The sequence below is a fragment of the Streptomyces sp. NPDC046465 genome (assembly GCF_040646035.1).
Classification (GTDB): domain Bacteria; phylum Actinomycetota; class Actinomycetes; order Streptomycetales; family Streptomycetaceae; genus Streptomyces.
In genome coordinates this window covers 129941-150200 of the sequence record NZ_JBEYZK010000015.1, presented here as the reverse complement: position 1 = coordinate 150200, position 20260 = coordinate 129941, and the positions used below count along the sequence as shown (strand labels likewise).

General features: G+C 72.0%; 20 protein-coding genes. 13 read left to right on the top strand and 7 right to left on the bottom strand.

What is annotated here, in order from left to right; genetic code table 11:
- The first annotated feature begins 159 nt into the window (after positions 1–159).
- The 7 genes from ABZ953_RS24020 to ABZ953_RS23990 all read left to right on the top strand — a co-directional run bounded on the left by ABZ953_RS24020 (position 160) and on the right by ABZ953_RS23990 (position 7673).
- Positions 160–972: an NAD(P)-dependent oxidoreductase gene (locus tag ABZ953_RS24020; protein WP_361727156.1), complete on the top strand. Its 813-nt coding sequence runs from the start codon at positions 160–162 to the stop codon at positions 970–972.
- 246 nt (positions 973–1218) lie between these two features.
- A complete protein-coding gene (locus tag ABZ953_RS24015) occupies positions 1219–1989 on the top strand; it encodes a DeoR/GlpR family DNA-binding transcription regulator (RefSeq protein ID WP_361727154.1) in 771 nt (256 codons plus the stop codon).
- Between the two features lie 138 nt (positions 1990–2127).
- A complete protein-coding gene (locus tag ABZ953_RS24010) occupies positions 2128–3495 on the top strand; it encodes a sugar ABC transporter substrate-binding protein (RefSeq protein ID WP_361727153.1) in 1368 nt (455 codons plus the stop codon).
- Complete coding sequence (locus ABZ953_RS24005) at positions 3492–4445, top strand: sugar ABC transporter permease (RefSeq protein WP_361727151.1); 954 nt, start codon at positions 3492–3494, stop codon at positions 4443–4445. Before ABZ953_RS24010 ends, ABZ953_RS24005 begins: the two co-directional genes overlap by 4 nt.
- Positions 4445–5275, top strand: coding sequence for a carbohydrate ABC transporter permease (locus ABZ953_RS24000; protein ID WP_361727149.1), 831 nt, complete (start codon positions 4445–4447; stop codon positions 5273–5275). The genes ABZ953_RS24005 and ABZ953_RS24000 overlap by 1 nt, the downstream gene beginning before the upstream one ends.
- Positions 5272–6261 (top strand): zinc-dependent alcohol dehydrogenase family protein, encoded by a 990-nt coding sequence (locus tag ABZ953_RS23995; protein WP_361727147.1) that lies wholly within the window; start codon positions 5272–5274, stop codon positions 6259–6261. Before ABZ953_RS24000 ends, ABZ953_RS23995 begins: the two co-directional genes overlap by 4 nt.
- Positions 6262–6434: 173 nt before the next feature.
- Positions 6435–7673 (top strand): TerD family protein, encoded by a 1239-nt coding sequence (locus ABZ953_RS23990; RefSeq protein WP_361727374.1) that lies wholly within the window; start codon positions 6435–6437, stop codon positions 7671–7673.
- A 261-nt stretch (positions 7674–7934) separates the two neighbouring features.
- On the opposite strand, the gene ABZ953_RS23985 is transcribed toward ABZ953_RS23990, so the two are convergent.
- Complete coding sequence (locus ABZ953_RS23985; RefSeq protein WP_055564387.1) at positions 7935–8162, bottom strand: CarD family transcriptional regulator; 228 nt, start codon at positions 8160–8162, stop codon at positions 7935–7937.
- Positions 8163–8468: 306 nt separating this feature from the next.
- Here ABZ953_RS23985 and ABZ953_RS23980 point away from each other — a divergent pair, with 306 nt between their 5' ends.
- Positions 8469–9662 (top strand): serine/threonine-protein kinase, encoded by a 1194-nt coding sequence (locus tag ABZ953_RS23980; protein ID WP_361727145.1) that lies wholly within the window; start codon positions 8469–8471, stop codon positions 9660–9662.
- 10 nt (positions 9663–9672) lie between these two features.
- Here the strand turns inward: ABZ953_RS23980 and ABZ953_RS23975 are convergent, their stop codons facing one another.
- The gene (locus ABZ953_RS23975) at positions 9673–11160 is read right to left on the bottom strand and encodes an alkaline phosphatase PhoX (protein WP_361727143.1); all 1488 of its coding nucleotides are present in this window, start codon (positions 11158–11160) and stop codon (positions 9673–9675) included.
- Between the two features lie 122 nt (positions 11161–11282).
- Here ABZ953_RS23975 and ABZ953_RS23970 point away from each other — a divergent pair, with 122 nt between their 5' ends.
- The 4 genes from ABZ953_RS23970 to ABZ953_RS23955 all read left to right on the top strand — a co-directional run bounded on the left by ABZ953_RS23970 (position 11283) and on the right by ABZ953_RS23955 (position 14151).
- Positions 11283–12062, top strand: coding sequence for an SDR family oxidoreductase (locus tag ABZ953_RS23970; protein ID WP_361727141.1), 780 nt, complete (start codon positions 11283–11285; stop codon positions 12060–12062).
- Between the two features lie 134 nt (positions 12063–12196).
- The gene (locus ABZ953_RS23965) at positions 12197–12436 is read left to right on the top strand and encodes a hypothetical protein (protein ID WP_361727140.1); all 240 of its coding nucleotides are present in this window, start codon (positions 12197–12199) and stop codon (positions 12434–12436) included.
- A gap of 66 nt (positions 12437–12502) precedes the next feature.
- Positions 12503–13669, top strand: a complete 1167-nt coding sequence (locus tag ABZ953_RS23960; protein WP_361727138.1) for a hypothetical protein — start codon at positions 12503–12505, stop codon at positions 13667–13669.
- Between the two features lie 26 nt (positions 13670–13695).
- Positions 13696–14151: a hypothetical protein gene (locus ABZ953_RS23955; RefSeq protein WP_361727136.1), complete on the top strand. Its 456-nt coding sequence runs from the start codon at positions 13696–13698 to the stop codon at positions 14149–14151.
- Positions 14152–14289: 138 nt separating this feature from the next.
- On the opposite strand, the gene ABZ953_RS23950 is transcribed toward ABZ953_RS23955, so the two are convergent.
- Complete coding sequence (locus ABZ953_RS23950) at positions 14290–15738, bottom strand: hypothetical protein (RefSeq protein ID WP_361727134.1); 1449 nt, start codon at positions 15736–15738, stop codon at positions 14290–14292.
- A 231-nt stretch (positions 15739–15969) separates the two neighbouring features.
- Here ABZ953_RS23950 and ABZ953_RS23945 point away from each other — a divergent pair, with 231 nt between their 5' ends.
- Positions 15970–17829, top strand: coding sequence for an endonuclease/exonuclease/phosphatase family protein (locus ABZ953_RS23945; protein ID WP_361727132.1), 1860 nt, complete (start codon positions 15970–15972; stop codon positions 17827–17829).
- A gap of 20 nt (positions 17830–17849) precedes the next feature.
- Here the strand turns inward: ABZ953_RS23945 and ABZ953_RS23940 are convergent, their stop codons facing one another.
- The 4 genes from ABZ953_RS23940 to ABZ953_RS23925 all read right to left on the bottom strand — a co-directional run bounded on the left by ABZ953_RS23940 (position 17850) and on the right by ABZ953_RS23925 (position 20227).
- On the bottom strand, positions 17850–18746 hold the full coding sequence (locus ABZ953_RS23940; RefSeq protein WP_361727131.1) for an SRPBCC domain-containing protein: 897 nt from the start codon (positions 18744–18746) through the stop codon (positions 17850–17852).
- A 196-nt stretch (positions 18747–18942) separates the two neighbouring features.
- On the bottom strand, positions 18943–19209 hold the full coding sequence (locus tag ABZ953_RS23935; RefSeq protein ID WP_361727129.1) for a DUF4235 domain-containing protein: 267 nt from the start codon (positions 19207–19209) through the stop codon (positions 18943–18945).
- The gene (locus tag ABZ953_RS23930) at positions 19209–19808 is read right to left on the bottom strand and encodes a DUF3618 domain-containing protein (protein ID WP_361727127.1); all 600 of its coding nucleotides are present in this window, start codon (positions 19806–19808) and stop codon (positions 19209–19211) included. The genes ABZ953_RS23935 and ABZ953_RS23930 overlap by 1 nt, the downstream gene beginning before the upstream one ends.
- Positions 19805–20227 (bottom strand): phage holin family protein, encoded by a 423-nt coding sequence (locus tag ABZ953_RS23925; protein WP_361727126.1) that lies wholly within the window; start codon positions 20225–20227, stop codon positions 19805–19807. The genes ABZ953_RS23930 and ABZ953_RS23925 overlap by 4 nt, the downstream gene beginning before the upstream one ends.
- Between the last annotated feature and the right edge of the window lie 33 nt (positions 20228–20260).

The following is a 20260-nucleotide window of genomic DNA, read 5'->3' as shown; positions in this document are numbered from 1 at the left end:
CCGATCGAGCCCGGTCAAGCGGACGAACTCCTCGCGCGGGAGCGGATTCGCCCCCTCCACGGGCACTTGACGCCGTGCGACGGAGATCCCTAGCGTGTCTGAGCGTCCATACATGTGAATCCTGTACGCGGATACATACGCCGCCCGAGGAGACCCGCCATGCCCGCTCCCCGCACCGTCCTGCTCACCGGCGCCGCAGGCGGCCTCGGCACCCTGATGCGCGGACTCCTGCCGGGGACATACGGCTACGACCTGCGCCTGCTCGACGTGCGCCCCGTCGAGGGCGAACCCGGCGCCGTCACGGCCGACCTCGCCGACACGGCGGCACTGCGCGAGGCCGTGCGCGGGGTCGACGCGGTCCTCCATCTGGCGGGCATCTCCCTGGAGTCCACCTTCGACAAGATCCTGCGCGCCAACATCGAAGGCACGTACAACCTCTACGAGGCGGCCCGCGAGGAAGGCGTCCGCCGGATCGTCTTCGCCTCCTCCAACCACGCGGTGGGCTTCACCCCGCGCCCCCGGGGCGACGACCCGCTGATCCCGGTCGACACCCCGCGCCGCCCCGACACCTTCTACGGCCTGTCGAAGTCCTTCGGCGAGGACCTCGCCCAGCTCTACTGGGACAAGCACGGCATCGAGACCGTCTCGGTCCGCATCGGATCGTGCTTCCCGGAGCCGTCGAGCGTGCGGATGCTGTCGATCTGGCTGAGCCCCGAGGACGGCGCGCGGCTCTTCCACGCGGCGCTCACCGCCGAGGGCGTCGGGCACACGGTGGTCCACGGCTCCTCCGCCAACACCCGCCTGTGGTGGGACCTCTCGTCCGCGCGGGCGCTCGGCTACGAGCCGCGGGACGATTCCGAGCGATACGCGGAGCGGCTGATCGCCGAGCAGGGCGAACCGGATCCGGCCAATCCCGACCACACCCGCCTGGGGGGTCACTTCTGCACGAACCCCCCGGTGTGGCCGTACTGACCGAACCGGCCGCCGCCCGCCCCCGCCCGGTGCCCGCCCGCCACCATCCGGGCACCGAACGGGCAGCCCGACCCCCCGAAGCGGGCACGCCCCCGGCCCGCCGCACAGGCCGTCGCCCCGCCAAGCGGGCACAAACGGGCAGCATCGAGCCCGCTGCGACCCTGGTCACCCCCCGGTCCGGGCTGTAGAACTTCCCCACAGGGCCCGAACGGGCACGCACCGACCCAGGGGAAGAAGGTGGCGCCGATGACCGCGGAGGAACGTCAGCGGCGGATCGTCAACGCGGCCCGCCACTCCGGCTCCGTCGACGTGTCGGTGCTCGCCGGGCAGCTCGGGGTCGCGAAGGAGACCGTCCGCCGCGATCTGCGGGCCCTGGAGGACCACGGCCTGGTCCGCCGCACCCACGGCGGCGCCTACCCCGTGGAGAGCGCGGGCTTCGAGACCACCCTCGCCTTCCGCACCACCATGCACGTCCCCGAGAAGCGGCGCATCGCGGCCGCCGCGGCGGAGCTGCTCGGCGACGCCGAGACCGTCTTCGTCGACGAGGGCTTCACCCCGCAGCTGATCGCCGAGGCCCTGCCCGGCGCCGCGGCGGGCCGCGCCCTGACCGTGGTCACCGCCTCACTCGCCACCGCGGGCGCCCTCGCCGAGGCCGAGAACATCACCGTCCTGCTGCTCGGCGGCCGGGTGCGCCCCGGCACGCTCGCCACCGTCGACCACTGGACGACCCGCATGCTGGCCGGCTTCGTCATCGACCTGGCGTACATCGGCGCCAACGGCATCTCCCGCGAACACGGCCTGACGACGCCCGACCCGGCGGTCAGCGAGGTGAAGGCGCAGGCCATCAGGGCGTCGCGGCGCACCGTGTTCCTGGGCGTGCACACCAAGTTCGGGGCGACGAGCTTCTGCCGGTTCGCGGGGATCGGCGACCTGGACGCGATCGTCACGAGCAGTCGGCTGCCCACGTCCGAAGCGCACCGCTACTCACTCCTGGGCCCGCAGGTCATCCGCACCTGACCGACACCTGACCGATCACCCGCCCTCTCCCACCCCTCCCCTTTCCCCTCCCCTCCCTCTCTGCGCACCTCGCGGGCTTCCGCACGCCTCGGCGCGCCCCGAACACCCCTATTGCCCCTCTATGTTCAGGAGCGATTCATGCGAACCCCGAGCCGACGGAGGCCGCGCACGCTCGCCGCGGCCGCCGCAGGGGCGCTGCTCGCCCCGCTGCTCGCCGGCTGCTGGGCCGGTGCCGGCGGGGCCGGTTCAGGCGGCGACTCCATCAACGTCCTCATGGTGAACAACCCGCAGATGGTGGAGTTGCAGAAGCTCACCGCCGCCCACTTCACCAAGGAGACGGGCATCAAGGTGAGCTTCACCGTCCTGCCGGAGAACGACGTCCGCGACAAGATCAGCCAGGACTTCGCCAACCAGGCGGGCCAGTACGACGTCGCGACGCTCAGCAACTACGAGATACCGATCTACGCCAGGAACGGCTGGCTGCACGAGGTCGGTTCGTACGCGCGAAAGGACCGGGCGTACGACGAGAAGGACATCCTGGCGCCCATGCGCCAGTCGCTCACCGGCAACGACGGCAAGCTCTACGGACAGCCCTTCTACGGAGAGTCGTCCTTCCTGATGTACCGCAAGGACGTCTTCAAGAAGGCCGGTCTGACCATGCCCGAGCACCCCACCTGGCAACAGGTGGCCACGCTCGCCGCCCGCGTCGACGGCGAGGAGCCGGGGATGAAAGGCATCTGCCTGCGCGGGCTGCCCGGCTGGGGCGAGGTCATGGCGCCGCTGACGACCGTGGTGAACACCTTCGGAGGCACCTGGTTCGACAAGGAGTGGAAGGCCCGCCTGGACTCCCCCGAGTTCGAGAAGGCGACCCGCTTCTACGTGGACCTCGTTCGCAAGCACGGCGAGTCCGGCGCCGCGCAGTCCGGCTACGCGGAGTGCCTCAACAACCTCACCCAGGGCAAGACCGCCATGTGGTACGACGCTACGGCCGCCGCGGGTTCCCTGGAGTCCGCCAAGTCCCCGGTCAAGGGCAAGATCGGCTACGTACCCGCCCCGGTGGCGCGGACCGGGAACTCGGGGTGGCTCTACACCTGGGCCTGGGGCATGCAGAAGGCCTCCCCCAACCCGGACAAGGCCTGGAAGTTCATCTCCTGGGCGTCGGGCAAGGAGTACGAGAAGCTCGTCGGCGAGAAGACCGGCTGGTCGAACGTCCCCGCGGGCAAACGCGCGTCGACCTACGCGAACCCCGCCTACCGCGCGGAAGCCGCCGCCTTCCAGGACGTCACCCGCGCCGCCATCGAGGGCGCGCGGCCCCGCGACCCTGGCATGCAGCCCCGCCCGGCGCCCGGCATCCAGTTCGTCGGCATCCCCGAGTTCACCGACCTCGGCACCAAGGTCTCCCAGGAGATCAGCGCGGCCATCGCCGGACGCCAGTCCGTCGAGTCGGCCCTTCAGAAGTCGCAGGAGCTCGCCGAGAAGATCTCCGAGGAGTACGAGGGACGATGACCGCCACCGCAAGCACCACCGCCGTGGGGCACGCGCGCGTGCCCGGCACGACGGCGTCGAAGCCACCGGGACGGCTGCGCGCCTGGGCGACCCGGGCGCCCCTGCTGCCCGCGCTCATCTTCATGATCGCCGTGACCCAACTGCCCTTCGTGGCGACCCTGGTGATCTCCTTCTTCGACTGGAACGCCCTCTATCCGGACGCCCGCAGCTTCACCGGGTTCGCCAACTACACCGAGGTCCTCACCGACTCCGACCTGCGCAAGTCCGTGCTGACCACGATCGTCCTCACGGCCACCGTGGTGCTGGTGAGCCTGGTCGCGGGACTCGTCCTCGCGCTGCTCCTGAACCGGAAGTTCCGCGGCCGGGGCCTGGTGCGCACGCTCCTCATCGCGCCGTTCCTGCTGGTCCCCGTGGCCGCCGCGCTGCTCTGGAAGCACGTGCTCTACAACCCCGAGTACGGGCTCTTCAACGGCCTGCTGCACTGGGTCGGCGGGGACTCGGCGGCCCAGCCCGACTGGATCTCCAACACCCCGCTCCTCGCCGTCGAGGCCTCCCTGGTGTGGCAGTGGACGCCCTTCATGATGCTGATCCTGCTCGCGGGGCTGCAGAGCCGCGACCCCGAGCTGATCGAGGCGGCCCGGATGGACGGCGCGAGCAACTGGCAGGTCTTCCGCCATCTGACGCTGCCGCACCTGCGCCGCTACCTCGAACTGGGCGCACTGCTCGGCTCGATCTACATCGTGCAGAACTTCGACGCCGTCTTCACCCTCACCTCGGGCGGCCTCGGCACCGCCAACCTGCCGTACACCGTCTACCAGAGCTTCTACCAGGCCCACGAGAACGGCCTGGCCTCCGCGGCGGGCGTGCTCGTCGTCATCGGCTCGCTCGTCATCGCGACCTTCGCGCTGCGGGTCGTCTCGTCCCTGTTCCGCGAGGAGGTGTCCCGCTGATGCGCAACGTACGCGGCAAGGGAATCGGCCTGGGGCTCACCGCCTGGCTCGCCGGCATCCTGTTCTTCCTGCCCATCGCCTGGATGGCGCTGACCTCCTTCCACTCGGAGGAGGACGCGGCGACCAACCCGCCCTCGCTCGCCGCCTCGCTCACCCTCGACGGCTACCGCGAGTTCTTCGGCTCGGGCGGCGGCGCCAGCCCCTGGCCCTCGCTCATCAACTCGACGGTGGCGTCCGTCGCCTCGACCCTGTGCGTCCTTGTCCTCGCCCTCCCGGCGGCGTACGCGCTGTCCATCAGGCCGGTGAAGAAGTGGACGGACGTGCTCTTCTTCTTCCTGTCCACGAAGATGCTGCCGGTCGTGGCGGGCCTCCTGCCGATCTACCTCTTCGCCAAGAACACCGGCCTCCTTGACAACATCTGGCTCCTCGTCCTCCTCTACACCTCGATGAACCTGCCGATCGCGGTGTGGATGATGCAGTCGTTCCTCGCCGAGGTGCCGAAGCCGGTCATCGAGGCCGCGCAGATCGACGGGGCGCGGCTGCCCACGATCCTCACGCGCGTGGTGGCGCCCATCGCGCTGCCCGGCATCGCCGCGACCTCCCTGATCTGCTTCATCTTCAGCTGGAACGAACTGCTCTTCGCCCGGGTGCTCACGGGCGTCGTCGCCCAGACCGCACCCGTCTTCCTGACCGGCTTCATCACCAGCCAGGGCCTGTTCCTGGCGAAGGTGTGCGCCGCGTCGCTCATGATCTCCCTGCCGGTGCTCGCCGCGGGGTTCGCCGCCCAGGACAAGCTGGTCCAGGGCCTGTCGTTGGGAGCCGTCAAGTGAAGGCCGCCATCATCGAGTCCGTCGGCAAGGCCGTCGTCGGGGAGCTGCCCGACCCCACGCCGGGGCCCCGAGAGGTCGTCGTCGAGGTCGCCGCGTGCGGCCTGTGCGGGACCGATCTGCACATCCTCCAGGGTGAGTTCGCGCCCACCTTGCCGGTCGTGCCGGGGCACGAGTTCGCCGGTGAGGTCGTCGGGCTCGGCAGCGACGTGCGCACGCTCGCCGTGGGCGACCGGGTCGCCGTGGATCCCTCGCTGCACTGTCACGAGTGCCGCTACTGCCGGGACGGGCGGGGCAACCTCTGCGAGCGGTGGGCCGCGATCGGCGTGACCACCGCGGGCGGCGCCGCCCAGTACGCGGTGGCGCCCGCCGCGAACTGCGTACGCCTCCCCGACCACGTGCGCACCGAGGACGCCGCCCTGATCGAGCCCCTCTCGTGCGCCGTGCGCGGCTACGACGTGCTGCGCACGCGGCTCGGCTCGCACGTGCTGATCTACGGCTCGGGGACGATGGGCCTGATGATGCTGGAGCTCGCCAAGCGCACCGGTGCGGCGAGCGTGGACGTCGTGGACCTGAACGCGGACCGGCTCGCCACGGCGCGGCAGTTGGGCGTCTCGGGTTCCGCGGCGCACGCGGACGAGCTCGACCGGCCGCAGGGCTGGGACGTCGTGGTCGACGCGACCGGCAACGCGGCCGCGATCCAGGACGGGCTCGAACGGGTCGCCAAGGCGGGCACGTTCCTGCAGTTCGGCGTCGCCGACTACGCCACGCGCGTGAACATCGACCCGTACCGGATCTACAACCAGGAGATCACCATCACCGGCTCGATGGCGGTCCTGCACAGCTACGAGCGGGCCGCCGAACTGTTCGCGGGCGGCGTGCTCGACCCGGACGTGTTCATCAGCGACCGGCTGCCGCTCGCGGAGTACCCGCAGGCCCTCGACCGGTTCGCCGCAGGGGTGGGGCGCAAGATCGTGGTGGTGCCGTAGTCCGGACACAGGGTCCGGGCACAGGGTCCGGACACAGGCCCTCGGCGGGGCCGGGACGTGCGCTTCCGGCCCACCGGGATGCCAGGATTCGCGTGCTCCCGGCATGCCGGAAAAACCTTCTCCGAGTAAGGGAACGGCAAAGAGGGATCGTTCGTTACCCCGGCATGACAGCTATGACCCCTGGCTCGAACATCCCGCTGACCGCCGCCCGCGTGGCGGTGGACGTCGCCGCTCCGGTGCGGCTCGACGTATCGGGCCTGCTGCTCACCGCCGACGGCAAGGTGCGCTCCGACGACGACTTCATCTTCTTCAACCAGCCCTCCGGGCCCGGCGTGACCTACCAGTCGGGCGGGGGCACGACGCCCGACAAGGTCACCGTCGACACCTCCGCCGTGCCGTCCGGCATCGAGAAGATCGTCGTGACCGCCAGCCCGGACGCGGCGGGCCAGACCTTCCAGGGCGTCGAGCCCACCGCCACGATCCGCAACGCCGACGACGGCTCGGTCCTCGCCACGTTCACCCCGCCGCAGCTCGGCGCCGAGACGGCCCTCGTGATCGTCGAGATCTACCTGCGCAACGGCGCGTGGAAGGCCCGCGCGGTCGGCCAGGGCTATGCGAACGGCCTCGCGGGCATCGCGACGGACTTCGGCGTCTCCGTGGAAGAGCCCGCGCCCACCCCCGCCCCGGCCCCGCCGGTCGCCGCCCCCATGGCGCCGCCCGCAGGAGCGCCCGTGCAGGGTCCGCCCCCGCCGGTCGCCGACCCGCGCCTCGCGGCCACCGCCCCGGCCGCTCCGGCAGCTCCCCCGGCCCCCGCCGCGCCCGCGCCCGGCGCCGGGAAGATCAACCTGGACAAGGGCCGCGTCAGCCTCCAGAAGAACCAGACGGTGTCCCTGGTCAAGGGCGGCCGCCCGCTCCTTTCGCAGGTCAAGATGGGCCTCGGCTGGGAGCCCGCGTTCCGCGGCAAGGACATCGACCTGGACGCCTCCGTCATCGCGTACGGCCCGCAGCGCAATCACGTCGACAGCTGCTATTTCGGCAAGCTCTCGATCGTGAACGGCGCGATCAAGCACTCCGGCGACAACCTGACGGGCGAGGGCGGCGGTGACGACGAGGTGATCGTCGTCGACCTCGGCCGTCTCCCCCAGGACGTCACGGGCCTGGTCTTCACGGTGAACTCGTTCTCCGGCCAGAAGTTCACCGAGGTCGCGAAGGCCTACTGCCGCCTGATCGACGCGGCATCGGGCGAGGAGCTGGTCCGCTTCGACCTGACCAACGCCGAGGCGCAGACGGGCGTCATGATGGCGAAGCTGATCAAGCAGTTCACCGGCGAGTGGGAAATGACCGCGATGGGGCAGTTCGTGAAGTCCCGCACGGTACGCGGCATGGTGAAGCCGTCGGCACAGGCCCTGTAGGGCGGCCGGTCCGGACATGACGAGGGGTGGCGGACCGCACATACGGTCCGCCGCCCCTGAGAGCCTGTCTTTGAACCCCCGCCTGCGCCCCGACGCCCGGCACGCACGCTCGGCGCCCGGGGTCTCAGGACAGGTGGCTCCGCCACATGACCTGAGACCCCGCACACCGATCGCACGCACCGACCGCCGCTGCGCCCGCGCTCCGCGCGGACGACGAGGGTTCAAAGACAGGCTCTCACTCGTATCAAATCGTTATCAGAATCAGAGCTTGGCCAACTTCGGATAAGGGCTCAGGAAGCGTCCCTGGCGGCCCGCGAAGTCGATGACCACCGCGTCCTCTCCTTCGACGCCCACGATCCTTCCGAGGCCGTACTGGTCATGGGAGACCCTGTCACCCACCTCGAAGTGCTCCACGGGTGGCGCGGGCGGGGCGGGCACGTTGAAGGGACTGTTCGGCAGGTGGCGGCGCGAGCCGGGGGGCCTCGTCATGTTCGCAGTATGAGGCTTCGGGAGGGTGCGGCACCATGCTCCGTGCTCACACCGCCCTCACATCGGTATGGAACAGACACACAAGTCACGGTGTGCGGCACCCGCACCGGTGGGCGGATACGACCCGAACGGGGGATGCGGGTGACGCACCGCTCCGTTTCGACCACCGGCCGTGACCGAAGGGACCCTCTGATTTCCCGGCGGGCGCAACCGTACGATGCCTCACGGGCGTCGCACAGTATGGACAGGTCTTCCTGTCGCCCTGTCGTCCCGAGGATCTTCTCGGGGTCTCTGGAAGGAGCATCCGTGGAGGTCGGCGGGTATCGGATCGTCGCATCGCTCAGCGAGGGCGGAAGGGGCCGCGTCCAGCTGGCGCGGTCCGCGTCCGGGCAGCCGGTGGCCGTCAAGACGGTGCACGGGCGCCTCGCGGCGGACCCGGAGTTCCGCGCGCGCTTCCGCCGCGAGGCGGCCGCCGTGCGCACCGTCACCGGCCGCTGCGCGACCGCCGTGCTCGACGCCGATCCGGACGCCGCACAGCCGTGGTACGCCGTCGAGTTCTGCGCGGGCCCCGGCCTGCCGAAGGCAGTGGCCGCGCACGGCCCGCTCGGCGGCGCCGAACTCGCCGCCCTCGGGGCCGCGCTCGCCGAGGCGCTCGCGGCGTTGCACGCGGCGCGCCTCGTGCACCGCGACCTGAAGCCGTCCAACGTCGTCATCACGCGCGACGGGCCCCGGATCATCGGCTTCGGCCTCGCGAGGAGCGCGGCCGACGAGGACCCCACGGCCGAGCGCAGGGCCGTCGGCTCGCCCGGCTTCGTCTCCCCCGAGCGCCTCACACCGGGCTTCCGCCCTGGGCCCGCCGCCGACGTCTTCGCACTCGGCGCGGTCCTCACCGTGGCGGCGACCGGGCGCGGCCCCTTCGGGTCGGGCGGCGCCCCCGAGGTGCTCCACAGCACGCTGCACGACGAGCCGGACCTCCTTGGCGTGCCCGACGCCGCCTGGGAGGACTTCCTCGGCCGCTGTCTGGCCCGTAACCCCGCGGACCGGCCGACGGCCGCCCAGGTGCTCGCCTGGTGCGCCGGGCGGGCGGGCGGCGAGCCGTGGTGGGAGCAGGAGCCGGTCGCCGGGCAGATCCGGCGTCAGGAGGACAAGGTCGCGGAGCAGCTGCGGCAGGCGGAGGGCGGCACGACGGACGACGGGGCACAGGACGCGCCGGAGGACGGCACCGGCCGGGGCCCCGACGACGGCTGGCCCATGCCCGCGCCCGGCCCCCCGGCTCCCGGCCCCGGTGCCGGCTTCGGTGCCGGCTTCGGTGCCGGGTCCGAGCCCCCCGCGGACAACCGCCCCACCGACCCGTGCGACGACATCACACAGCCCTCGCACCGCCCCTCCCGGCGCCGTCTCTTCGGCTGGGGCAGCGCGGCGCTCGCGGCCGTGGGCGCCACCGCGGCGGCCGTCTTCCTCGGCGACGAGGGCGGGCCGGGCGCCGGGGGCGAAGGCTGACGGGCCGTGCTCAGCGCCGCTGGCGCCGCCATGGACCGGTGATCGCGAGCATGATGCCGGGCGTCTGGATGTTGGCGTAGAGCGTCCTGCCGTCGGGCGAGAACGTGACGCCCGTGAACTCGCTGTACGCGGGCTTCTCCGGGGTGCCCGCGTTGAGTTCGTTGCGTGCGATCGGGTACGTGCGGCCGCTCTCCGTCGAGCCGAAGAGGTGCTGGACGCCCTCGCCGTCCTCCGCGATGACCAGTCCGCCGTAAGGGGAGACGGTGATGTTGTCGGGGCCGTCGAAGGCGCCGTCCTCGCCGGGGTCCTTGTTCACGCCCAGCAGCACCTTGAGGGTCAGGGTGCGGCGGCCCGGGTGGTAGAACCACACCTGTCCGTCGTGCGGGACGGGGCTCTCGCCGCGGGCGAACGAGGAGACGACGTAGACGCCGCCGTCGCCCCACCACATGCCTTCGAGCTTGCGGGCCCGCGTGATGTCGCCGTCGTCGAACTGCTGGCGCACGGGTACCGTCCGCGCGTCGCGGTCGGGCACCTCCACCCAGTCCACGCCGTACACCGTGCCGGTCTTCGTGGCGCGGGACAGATCGTCGACGAAGCGGCCGCCGGAGTCGAAGCACTTGGGGGCCTTCAGGACGCCCGCGTCGTCGGCGAGGGTGCGCAGCTTGCCGCGGCCGTGCCCGAAGCCGTGCGGCGGGGTCCAGCGGTAGAGGAGGCCGTTGGGTCCCGCGGCGTCCTCGGTGAGGTAGAGGTGGCCGCGCTTGGGGTCGACGACGACGGCCTCGTGGGCGTAGCGGCCGAGCGCCTTGACGGGCTTGGGGGCGCGGTTGGCCCGTCTGTCCAAGGGGTCGACCTCGAAGACGTAACCGTGGTCCTTGGTCATGCCGTTGTGGCCGGCCTTGTCCTCGGTCTCCTCGCAGGTGAGCCAGGTGCCCCAAGGGGTGCTGCCGCCCGCGCAGTTGGTGGCGGTGCCGGCTATGCCGACCCACTCCGCGACCTGCCCGTCGGGCCGGACCTCGACGACGGTGCAGCCGCCGGACGCGGCGGGGTCGTACACGAGGCCCTCGGTGAGGGGCACGGGGTGCTGCCACTTGCTGCGGGGGCCGCCCAGTTCGTGGTTGTTGACGAGCAGGGTGGTGCCGCGGGGGCCGCGGAAGGCGGCGGTGCCGTCGTGGTGGGACGGGGTGAACTCGCCGCTCTCCAGTCTCGTCCGCCCGCTGTGCGTGAGGACGCGGTACGAGAATCCGGCGGGCAGCGCGAGCAGTCCCGCCGGGTCGGGGATCAGCGGGCCGTAGCCGGGTCCGTGGCCGTGGCCGTGGCCGTGGCCGTGGCCGTGGCCCGGGGCGGCGCCCGCCGTATCGGCCGTGTCCTCAGCGGACTGGAAATCCGTCGCGGCCAGGGCGCCGGGTGCGGTGGCGAGCGCTCCGACACTGCCGGCCAGGGCGACCCCGGCGCCGGAGAGCGCGGAGCGTCTGGCGAAATCCCTGCGGGTGAGCGGCATGGTGTCTCCTGAGGGCCGGGGTGCGATGGCGGGTGCGTACGACCGGGCTGCTTCCGGCGCCACCGTCCCGCTCGCGTATAAACGGCGGTTGAACACTGTTCGACGTCGAGGGGCCACCTTCCATGAACCTGCCTGTGAACCTGTCGGCATCCGGCCGCCGCGTCCTGATCAGCGGAGCCTCCCGGGGCCTCGGCCGTGCGCTCGCCCGCGCCTTCGCGGACAACGGCGACCGGGTCGCCGTGCACTACGGCTCGCGCGAGGAGGAGGCGCGGGTGACGCTCGACTCGCTGGCCGGTGAGGGGCACGTCCTGGTCGGCGGCGACCTGTCGGACCCGGCGGGCGCCGCGGACGTCGCGGGGCGGGCGGCCGACGCGCTCGGCGGCATCGATGTGCTGGTGAACAACGCGGCCGTGAACCTTCCGCACCCTCTAGCCGACACGTCGTACGAGGAGTGGGCGGCGCTGTGGCAGCGGCACGTCTGCGTGAACCTCCTCGCCACGGCGAACCTCAGCCACCTCGCGGCCCGTCGCATGATCGACCAGGGCACGGGCGGGCGGATCGTGAACATCGGCTCGCGCGGCGCCTTCCGCGGCGAACCCGACCACCCGGCCTACGGCGCCACGAAGGCCGCCGTCCACGCGCTCGGCCAGTCCCTCGCCGTCTCCCTCGCGCCGTACGGGATCGCGGTGGCGTCGGTGGCGCCCGGGTTCTTCGAGACGGAACGGGTGGCGCACCGCCTCGCCGGGGCGGAGGGCGAGGCGATCCGCGCGCAGAGCCCGTTCGGGCGGGCCGGCACGGCGGACGAGATCGCGGCGGCGGTGCTGTGGCTGGCGTCGCCGGTCGCCGAATGGGCGTCGGGCTCGGTGCTCGACCTCAACGGGGCTTCACATCTGCGCACCTGAGACCGGAACGATTGAGACCGGAACGGATCACCCGTAAAGGCAAGAATCACCGCAGAACATCTTGACCTGCGCCGCCCACGGCAATAGACAGCACATACGTGCAAACGCACCACCCGCGCGGGGAGGCGAGCCGAGTGGACGCACATCAGGCACGCAGCCTCCATGAGGGCCGGCTGATGCGGCTGGCCAATGTCACCGGAGTCGGCACCGGGAGGGATGAGCACTCGGGTCAGGACGTCATCGTCGTCTTTGTCACGCACCGAGTGCCCCGTGACCGCCTCCGGGACGAAGACGTGGTTCCGGACACGCTCGACGGCGTCCCCGTACGCGTACTCGCCATCGGCGAAGTCGACGCGCAGGACGGCGGTTCGTAGCGGGAGCGACGCCCGTGCGCTGTCCGGAGCTCCCACCCTTCGAAGGGGAAGAGGTGGTCTGGCGTGGTGAGCCAGCCCGAACTGATGCGAGGACCCACCGGCGGTCAGCTGAGCGACAGCTCCCGTCAGCAGGCGATGTCCGACTTCCTGCGGCCCCAGCAGCCGCTGGCCAACGTCGTCGGCTTCGGCCACGGCGTGAAGTGGAGCGAGGGGGAGCCCACCGGCGAGCCCGCCGTCATCGTGTTCGTCACCCAGAAGGTCCCGGAGTCCATGCTCCCTGAGCGGGACGTGGTCCCGCGCCAGATGGACGACGGCACCCCGACCGACATCGTCGCGGTGGGCCACATCGCGGCACAGCGCAGCAGGCAGAGCAGGCCCGGCGGCCGGCGGGCCGAGGACCGCGCACCGGGCGCGTATGACCCGGACGTCAGCATCAGCGAGCAGCTCTCGGGGCTCGGACAGCCACAGCTCGAAGAGCTCGCCGGGCACGGCGCGTTCGAGCCGCAGCTCCTCAAGCGCCGGATGCGCCCGTGCCCTTCCGGCTTCTCGGTCGGCAACGTCCGGGTGACCGCGGGCACGCTCGGCAGCGTGGTCTACGACTTCCTGCCCGGCGCCTCCGTCGACCCGCCGGGCTCCGGTCTCGGCATCCCGGCGAAGTTCTACATCCTCTCCAACAACCACGTGCTCGCCGACTCCAACCGGGCGCAGCTCGGCAGCGCGATCGTGCAGCCCGGCGTCTTCGACGGCGGGCAGGACCCGGCGGACCGCATCGCGACCCTGGAGCGCTTCATCACGATCCAGTTCGCGCCGCAGATTCCGCTGGAGCGGCACAACAACGTGGTGGACGCGGCGCTCGGCGCGGTCGACTTCCAGGACGCGACACGGGAGCAGTACTTCAGCGGCGCCCCGCGCGCCTGGCGGCGCAAGGCCAACGTGGCCGTCGGCGACCTGGTGAAGAAGTCCGGCAGGACGACGAACATCAGCTTCGGCCGGATCATCGCGGTCGACGCGACCGTCGACGTGAACTACGGCACCGCGGGCACGGCCCGGTTCAAGGACCAGATCGTCACGACGAACATCTCGGCGGGCGGCGACTCCGGTTCCCTTGTCACCTCGCAGGACGACGTCGCCGTGGGTCTGCTCTTCGCCGGGTCATCGGTCGCGACCATCGTCAACCACATCGAGAACGTCCGCGCGCTGCTGCGTGTGGAGATCGCCGAGCTGCTGGCCTGACGGTCAGGACGGAAGGAGGGTTTCCCATGACCACTCAGGCACGTAAGCAGAGGGGCGGCCAGTCGCGGATGTCGGAGCACCGCTTCCACAATCCGCAGGGCGCCGAGGTCAAGACGCGCGACGAGGCGTTCGCCGCGCCGACCGCCGAGGTATCGGCCGAGGCCCTGTCGACGGACTGCAAGCTGACGCTCCACAACGGCGCCGTCACCTTCGCCATCGAGGTGAAGTACAACCCGAACACCTACCCGCACGTGGTGACCGGGGGCCAGATCACGTCCGGCATCTGTGGCGCGCCGTGGGACATCACGGGCGGCACGATCGGCGAGACGATCCGGCTCGACGCCAAGCGTGCCGGGCAGGGCTCGTGCGCGAACACGATCACGGTCGTGGGTGAGTTCCAGAATCCTCCGGCGTACCGGGGGACGTACGGGTTCGACGGCGCGACGTCGTCGTTCAAGCACACGACTCGCTACGAGTGCTGAGGCCTCCGGCGGGGTGAGCAGATTCCCGGGTGGGCCTGAGGGTCAGGTCCACCCGGGGTGCCGTTCATCGCCCTGCGGGCTCGTCCTCAATCGCCGGACGGGCTCAAATATCTCGATCGCCGGACGCGCTTGAACTCGCTACAGGTTCCGCGCCTTGAAAGCCGCCTTGCGGGCCTCCTTGGCGATCTTCTTGTCCGGGTGGAGGCGGCCCATGGCCTCCAGGACGTCCGCCGTGGCGGGGTGCTCGACGCGCCAGGCGGTGGCGAAGAAGCCGCTGTGCTGCTGTGCGAGGCCCTCGACCAGGCCCTGCAGCTCGTCCGAGTTGCCCTCGGCGGCGAGCTGCGCGGCGAGCGTGTCGATGGTCAGCCAGAAGATGAGGCCCTCGGACGGCGCGGGCACGTCCGCCGCGTCGTGCTCGGCGAGCCAGACCCGGGCGAGACCGCCCAGCTCCGGGTCGTCGAGTACGTCGCGCAGCGCGGGCTCCGCCTCGTTCCCGACCAGGGAGAGCGCCTGCTGGCAGCGGAGCCTGCGCAGCGGTGCGCCCTCGTCGCCGCCGCGCGCCGCGGCCAGCAACTCAGCGGCGGCGCCCAGCGGTTCGTGCCGGGTGAGCCACTGCTCGATCTCCGCCTGCGCGGCGTGCTGCGGGAAGCCGGAGGTACCGGCGAGCAGCACGTCCGCTCCCTTGTCCGCGAGGTCGCCGACGGCGGGCGCGTCGACGCCTGCCTCCAGCATGCGGGCGCGGACGCCGTACAGGCCGAGCGGGGTGAGGCGAACCATGCCGTACCGGCTGACGTCCTCGTCGTCGAGCGGGGCGGGCTCTTCGGCGCTCTGGTCGTCGATGTCGGCCATGAGGGCCTCGTCGACCGGCTGGTACTCGACGAGGCCGAGCGGTTCGAAGAGCCGGAACTGGTCGTCGAGCTTCATCATCGCGTCCGACACCTGCTCCAGGACGTCGTCCGTGGGCTCGCCCATGTCGTCGGGGACGATCATCGAAGCGGCGAGGGCGGGCAGCGGTACCGGCTCCTCACCGCCCGCGGCGTCGCCCACGGTGAGCAGGTAGAGGTTGCCGAGGACACCGTCGAGGAAGTCGGCCTCGGCCTGCGGGTCCCAGCCGAGCTCGTCGAAGTCGACCTCGCCGTTCTCCTCGAGGACGTCCAGGAGGTTCTCCATGTCGGGCACGGTGGCGTCCGCGTACACGGTGTCGAGGGCGCCGAGCCAGACGCCGAGGACGTCCTGCGGGCTGCCCGCGGAGAGCACCGCGAGGTCCTCGCCCTGGGTGACGGTGCCGTCCGCGCCCTCCTCCTCGGCGTCCGTGACGTCGACGAGGCCGGTGTCCACCGCGACCCGCCAGGCCTCGCTCGCGTACGCGGCGGCGTCCGGGTCGTCCGCCGACAGGCCCAGCTCGGCCGCGGCGGCCGGGAGCTGCGCGTCGACGAGCTCGCCGCCCGCGCCGACCCGGGTCTCGGGCCCCGCCCAGCGGGCGAGCCGCACGGCACGGGACAGCAGCGGAGTGGCGAGCGCGGCCCGCGCGAGTTCCGCTTCGGAGTGCAGCAGCACCGGCGGCAGGGTGGCGGGACTTACGGACATCGTCTGGTTCTCCTCCGAAGGTGCGGGGCGCCGAGTGTTCGGGTCGGCAGAGCGCAAGCCTAGACAATTTGGCAGCATGCCGCCCGTTCATGTCCCTGTCAGAAGACGTACAGGGAATGCGCCCTCGGAGAACCTTGACAACTCCCCTGGTCACACAAGAGATTGACGCGCGTAGAGCACCCGTCAGGGCGCCTGCTGTCCCCTCCGTCTTCCCTCACCCGGAGTTACCCGATGCCGCACATACCCGCGTCCCGCGTCCCGAGATCCGCCGCCGTCGGCGCCGTGGTCGCCACCGCCCTCGCGGCGGGCCTCCTCGTGGCCGGCTCCCCGGCCGCCTCCGCCGACGAGGTCCGCGTCCACGACATCCAGGGCACCACCCGCGTCTCGCCCCTCGCGGGGCAGCAGGTCACAGATGTCACCGGCGTCGTGACCGGCGTCCGCGGCTACGGCTCCAAGGGCTTCTGGATCCAGTCGGCCGACGGCGACGCCGACCGGGACCCGGCCACCAGCGAGGCGGTCTTCGTCTTCACCGGCTCGGCGGCGCTCACCGTGCGGCCGGGCGACGCGGTCCGGGTCTCCGGGACGGTCGGGGAGTACGTCCCCGGAGGCGCGGGCTCCGGCAACCAGTCCCTCACCCAGATCACCAAGCCGACGGTGACCGTGGAGTCGTCCGGCAATCCGCTGCCCGAGCCGGTCACGCTCGGCGCGAAGTCCGTGCCCGCCGCGTACGCGCCGGCCGGCGACCCCGCGCAGGGCGGCAGCATCAACGCGCTGCCCCTGAAGCCCCGTTCGTACGCCCTCGACCTGTACGAGTCCCTTGAGGGCATGAACGTGCGGGTCGGCAGCTCGCGCGTCGTCGGCGCGACCGACGCGTACAACGAGATGTGGGTGACGGTGAAGAAGCGCGAGAACCCCAGCCGGCGCGGCGGCACCGTCTACGGCTCGTACGGCGCGCAGAACGGCGGCCGGTTGCAGATCCAGCAGCTCGCCCCCGTCTCCGAGCGGCCCTTCCCCAAGGCGGACGTCGGTGACGTGCTGCGCGGCGGCGCCGAAGGGCCCCTGGACTTCAACCAGTTCGGCGGCTACACCCTCGCGGCCCGTGAGCTCGGCGAGGTCGCGGGCAAGGGCCTCACCCGCGAGAAGACGCGGCGCCAGGCCAAGGGCGAGCTCGCCGTGGCCACGTACAACGTCGAGAACCTCGACCCGACCGACCCCCAGAAGAAGTTCGACGCGCTCGCCGGGGCCGTCGTCTCGAACCTCTCCTCGCCCGACATCGTCGCCCTGGAGGAGATCCAGGACGACAACGGCGCGAAGAACGACGGCACGGTCTCCGCGGAGGCGACCCTGAAGAAGTTCACCGACGCGGTCGTCGCCGCGGGCGGGCCGCGCTACGCGTGGCGCTCCGTGGACCCGGCGAACAACAAGGACGGCGGCGAGCCGGGCGGCAACATCCGGCAGGTCTTCCTCTACAACCCCGAGCGGGTCTCCTTCACCGAGCGCGCGCCCGGCGACGCCACGACCCCCACCGAGGTCGTGCGCGCGGGCAAGCGGGCCGCGCTGAGCCACTCGCCGGGACGCGTGGACCCGGCGAACCCGGCGTGGGAGGACAGCCGCAAGCCGCTGGCCGGCGAGTTCGTCTTCCGCGGCCGCACGGTCTTCGTGATCGCCAACCACTTCGGGTCCAAGGGCGGCGACGAGGGGCTGACCTCGCACCACCAGCCGCCGAAGCGTTCCTCCGAGGCCAAGCGGCTGCTCCAGGCGCAGGCCGTGAACGGCTTCGTGAAGGACCTCCGCAAGGCCCAGCGCGACGCCGACGTCGTCGTGCTCGGCGACATCAACGACTTCGAGTTCTCCGCGGCCACCAAGGCCCTGGAGGACGGCGGTGCGCTGCGCTCCGCCGCCAGGTCGCTGCCGAAGAGCGAGCGCTATACGTACGTCTACCAGGGCAACTCGCAGGTCCTCGACCAGATCCTGACCAGTCCGGGGGTGGGCGACGCGGACGACTTCAGCTACGACAGCGTGCACATCAACGCGGAGTTCGCGGAGCAGAACAGCGACCACGACCCGCAGGTGCTGCGCTTCCGGCCGTAGTCCGGGGGCTGTCGGCCGCCTCAGCCGTAGAGGTGGTCCAGCCAGTCCTGCCAGGCCAGTTCGGCGCCCTTGGCGTCCGCGTGCGCGCCGAAGTCGTGGACGCTGATGCCGACCGGGGCGCCGAAGTGGTTGCGGCCGAAGAACCGGTGGAGCGTCTCGTCCGTGCGCAGGCCGATGAAGTACCGGCTGCGGAAGTCGATCACCGCGTCCAGTTCCGCGCCCGGGGCCTGGGCGCGGACGCGGGCGCCGTCCGTGGCGTCGTCGGGCAGGCCGAGGGCGCGGGCTAGCCTGCCGAAGGCGTCCGGGGCGAGGGAGGCGCGCGGGCCGTTGACGGCGGAGAAGGCGACGGGGCGGCCCGCGAAGTACGCCATGTACTGGCCCAGGGTGTGCAGGTGGAAGTCGGTGTGCCGGACGGCGCTCTCGTACCGCGTGTCCGCGCCGCCGGTGAGGACGCCGCTGCCGGTGAAGACGCCGCTGCCGGTGAAGACGCCGCTATGGGTGAAGACGCCGCTGCGGGCGTAGCGCAGCCAGGAGCGGCGACCGCCGTCGCGCGGCTCGATGGTGTGGTCGAGCTGGCTGAGGGTCTGGCCCGGCACGCCGTCCGGGTCCTCGACGCGGGCGGTGAGGCGGTGGGGCGGGTCCCAGCGGGTGACGGTGCCGCCGGAGGGGGCGGCGCCGCCCTCGCGGGGCTCGTACTCCATGGGCCAAAGCCAGCCGCCTGTGCCGGTGGTGAGGGCGGCCCAGAGCTGGGCCGCGGACCCCTCGACCTCCAGCTCCCTGACGATCTCGAACGCCTCGCCCGCCCCGTCCGCCGCACCGGCCTCCCCGGGGGCGGCGGGACTGCCACCGTCGGCCTTCCCCCGGCCTGCCCTGCGCCTGCCCGGCCTGCCCCTGCCCGTCCTGTCGTCACCGCTCATGCTCCACCGTCCCGCCGACCCCATGCGCTGTCCAGGCGAGCGAGGCGGTCAGCGGGAGTGCGCCGGGAAACTACGCCGTGCTCGGTACGAAGCCGTACGCGAACCGCTGTCGTTCATCGAGCCGCAGGCCTCTGTGTCCGTCCGGCCTGTCGGCGCCTGTCCGGCCTCTCGGCGCCCGCGTCGATGATGCCGACGGTCAGCCGGGCCAGCGGCCGGTCAGGCGCCGCACGCCGACCGCGCCGCCGCGGTCCACGGCCGCCCTGACCACGGCGAAGATCGCGCCTTGCAGCGCCGCGGCGGCGAGGATCTCGCCCCATGCGCGGTCCTCGTCGTGCGCGTCCGGGGCGTCGTCCTCGCCCGCCACCGCCTTCCAGGTGCGCTGGAACAGCGCGCTCGCGGCCAGGCCGCCCACCATGCCGAAGGCCATGCCGAGCGGCTTGTAGAGCAGCCGGACCCCGCTCATCAGCGGCCCGCCCGCTTGCGGCGGCGCAGCGCCGCGTAGGCGATCAGGACACCCGCGCCCGCCGCGAGGAAGGCCCGCGGGTGGCGGCCGCCGGTCCGTACGACGCCGCTCGCGGCAGCCCGCACGGGCTCGGGCGTGCCGTCCTGCACCCGGCGCGCGGCCTCGGCCACCTTCTCCTCGGCCTGCACCACGGCGCGGTGCTGCTCCGCGCGGGCCTTGCCGTCGAGCACGGCGCCCTTGGCCCGCTCGGCGCTCTCCGCCGCCTTGCCCTTCACCAGGGCCGCGCCCTCGGCGGCCTTGCCCTTGGCGCGGGCCGCGCCCTCGGCCGTCACGCTCTTCGCGTGTCCCGCCTCGTCCGCGGCCTTGCCCTTCGCGCGCGCCGCCTGTTCCGTCACCTTGTCCTTCACCTGTGCCGCCGTCCCTTGTACCTGGTCCTTGACCACTGCCGCCCGGTGCCGGGCGCGGGCCTTCACGTCCGCTTTCGCCGCCAGTTCCTCGACGGTCTCGCCGAGGCGGCCGCGGGTGTCCTCTATCTGCCGGCGCAGTTCGTCCGGCCCCTTCACGCCCGTGTTCTCGGAATCCTTCGGCGTATTCGTCATCGGTGGGCCCTTTCCTTGATCTCTTCGACGTCCGCCTTGACGCTGCCCATCGCCTCCTGCGGTACGGGCGGTACCGCGCGGGCCAGTTGCCCGCGGCCCACCACGGCGAGGACCGCGGCCACGACGAAGAGCACGCCGGTGACGATCAGCGCGGCGGCCCATACGGGCATCGCCAGGGAGAGGGCCGCGGCCGCCGTGGCCGACAGCGCCATGAGGCCGACGTACGAGACCGCGCCGGCCGCTCCGAGGAGCCCTCCGCCGCGTCCCGCGCGTTTGCCCTTCTCGGTCATCTCCTGGGCGGCGAGCCGCATTTCCTGCCGTACGAGTTCCGAAATCTGCGCGGTGGCCTGCTCGACGAGTTCTCCCACCGAGTGCTGCGCGTGGTCGCGCGTCGGCTGCTCCTTCATGGTCCCGGTCACAGTTTCGCCTCCCTCCTTCTGGGAGGCCCGGGT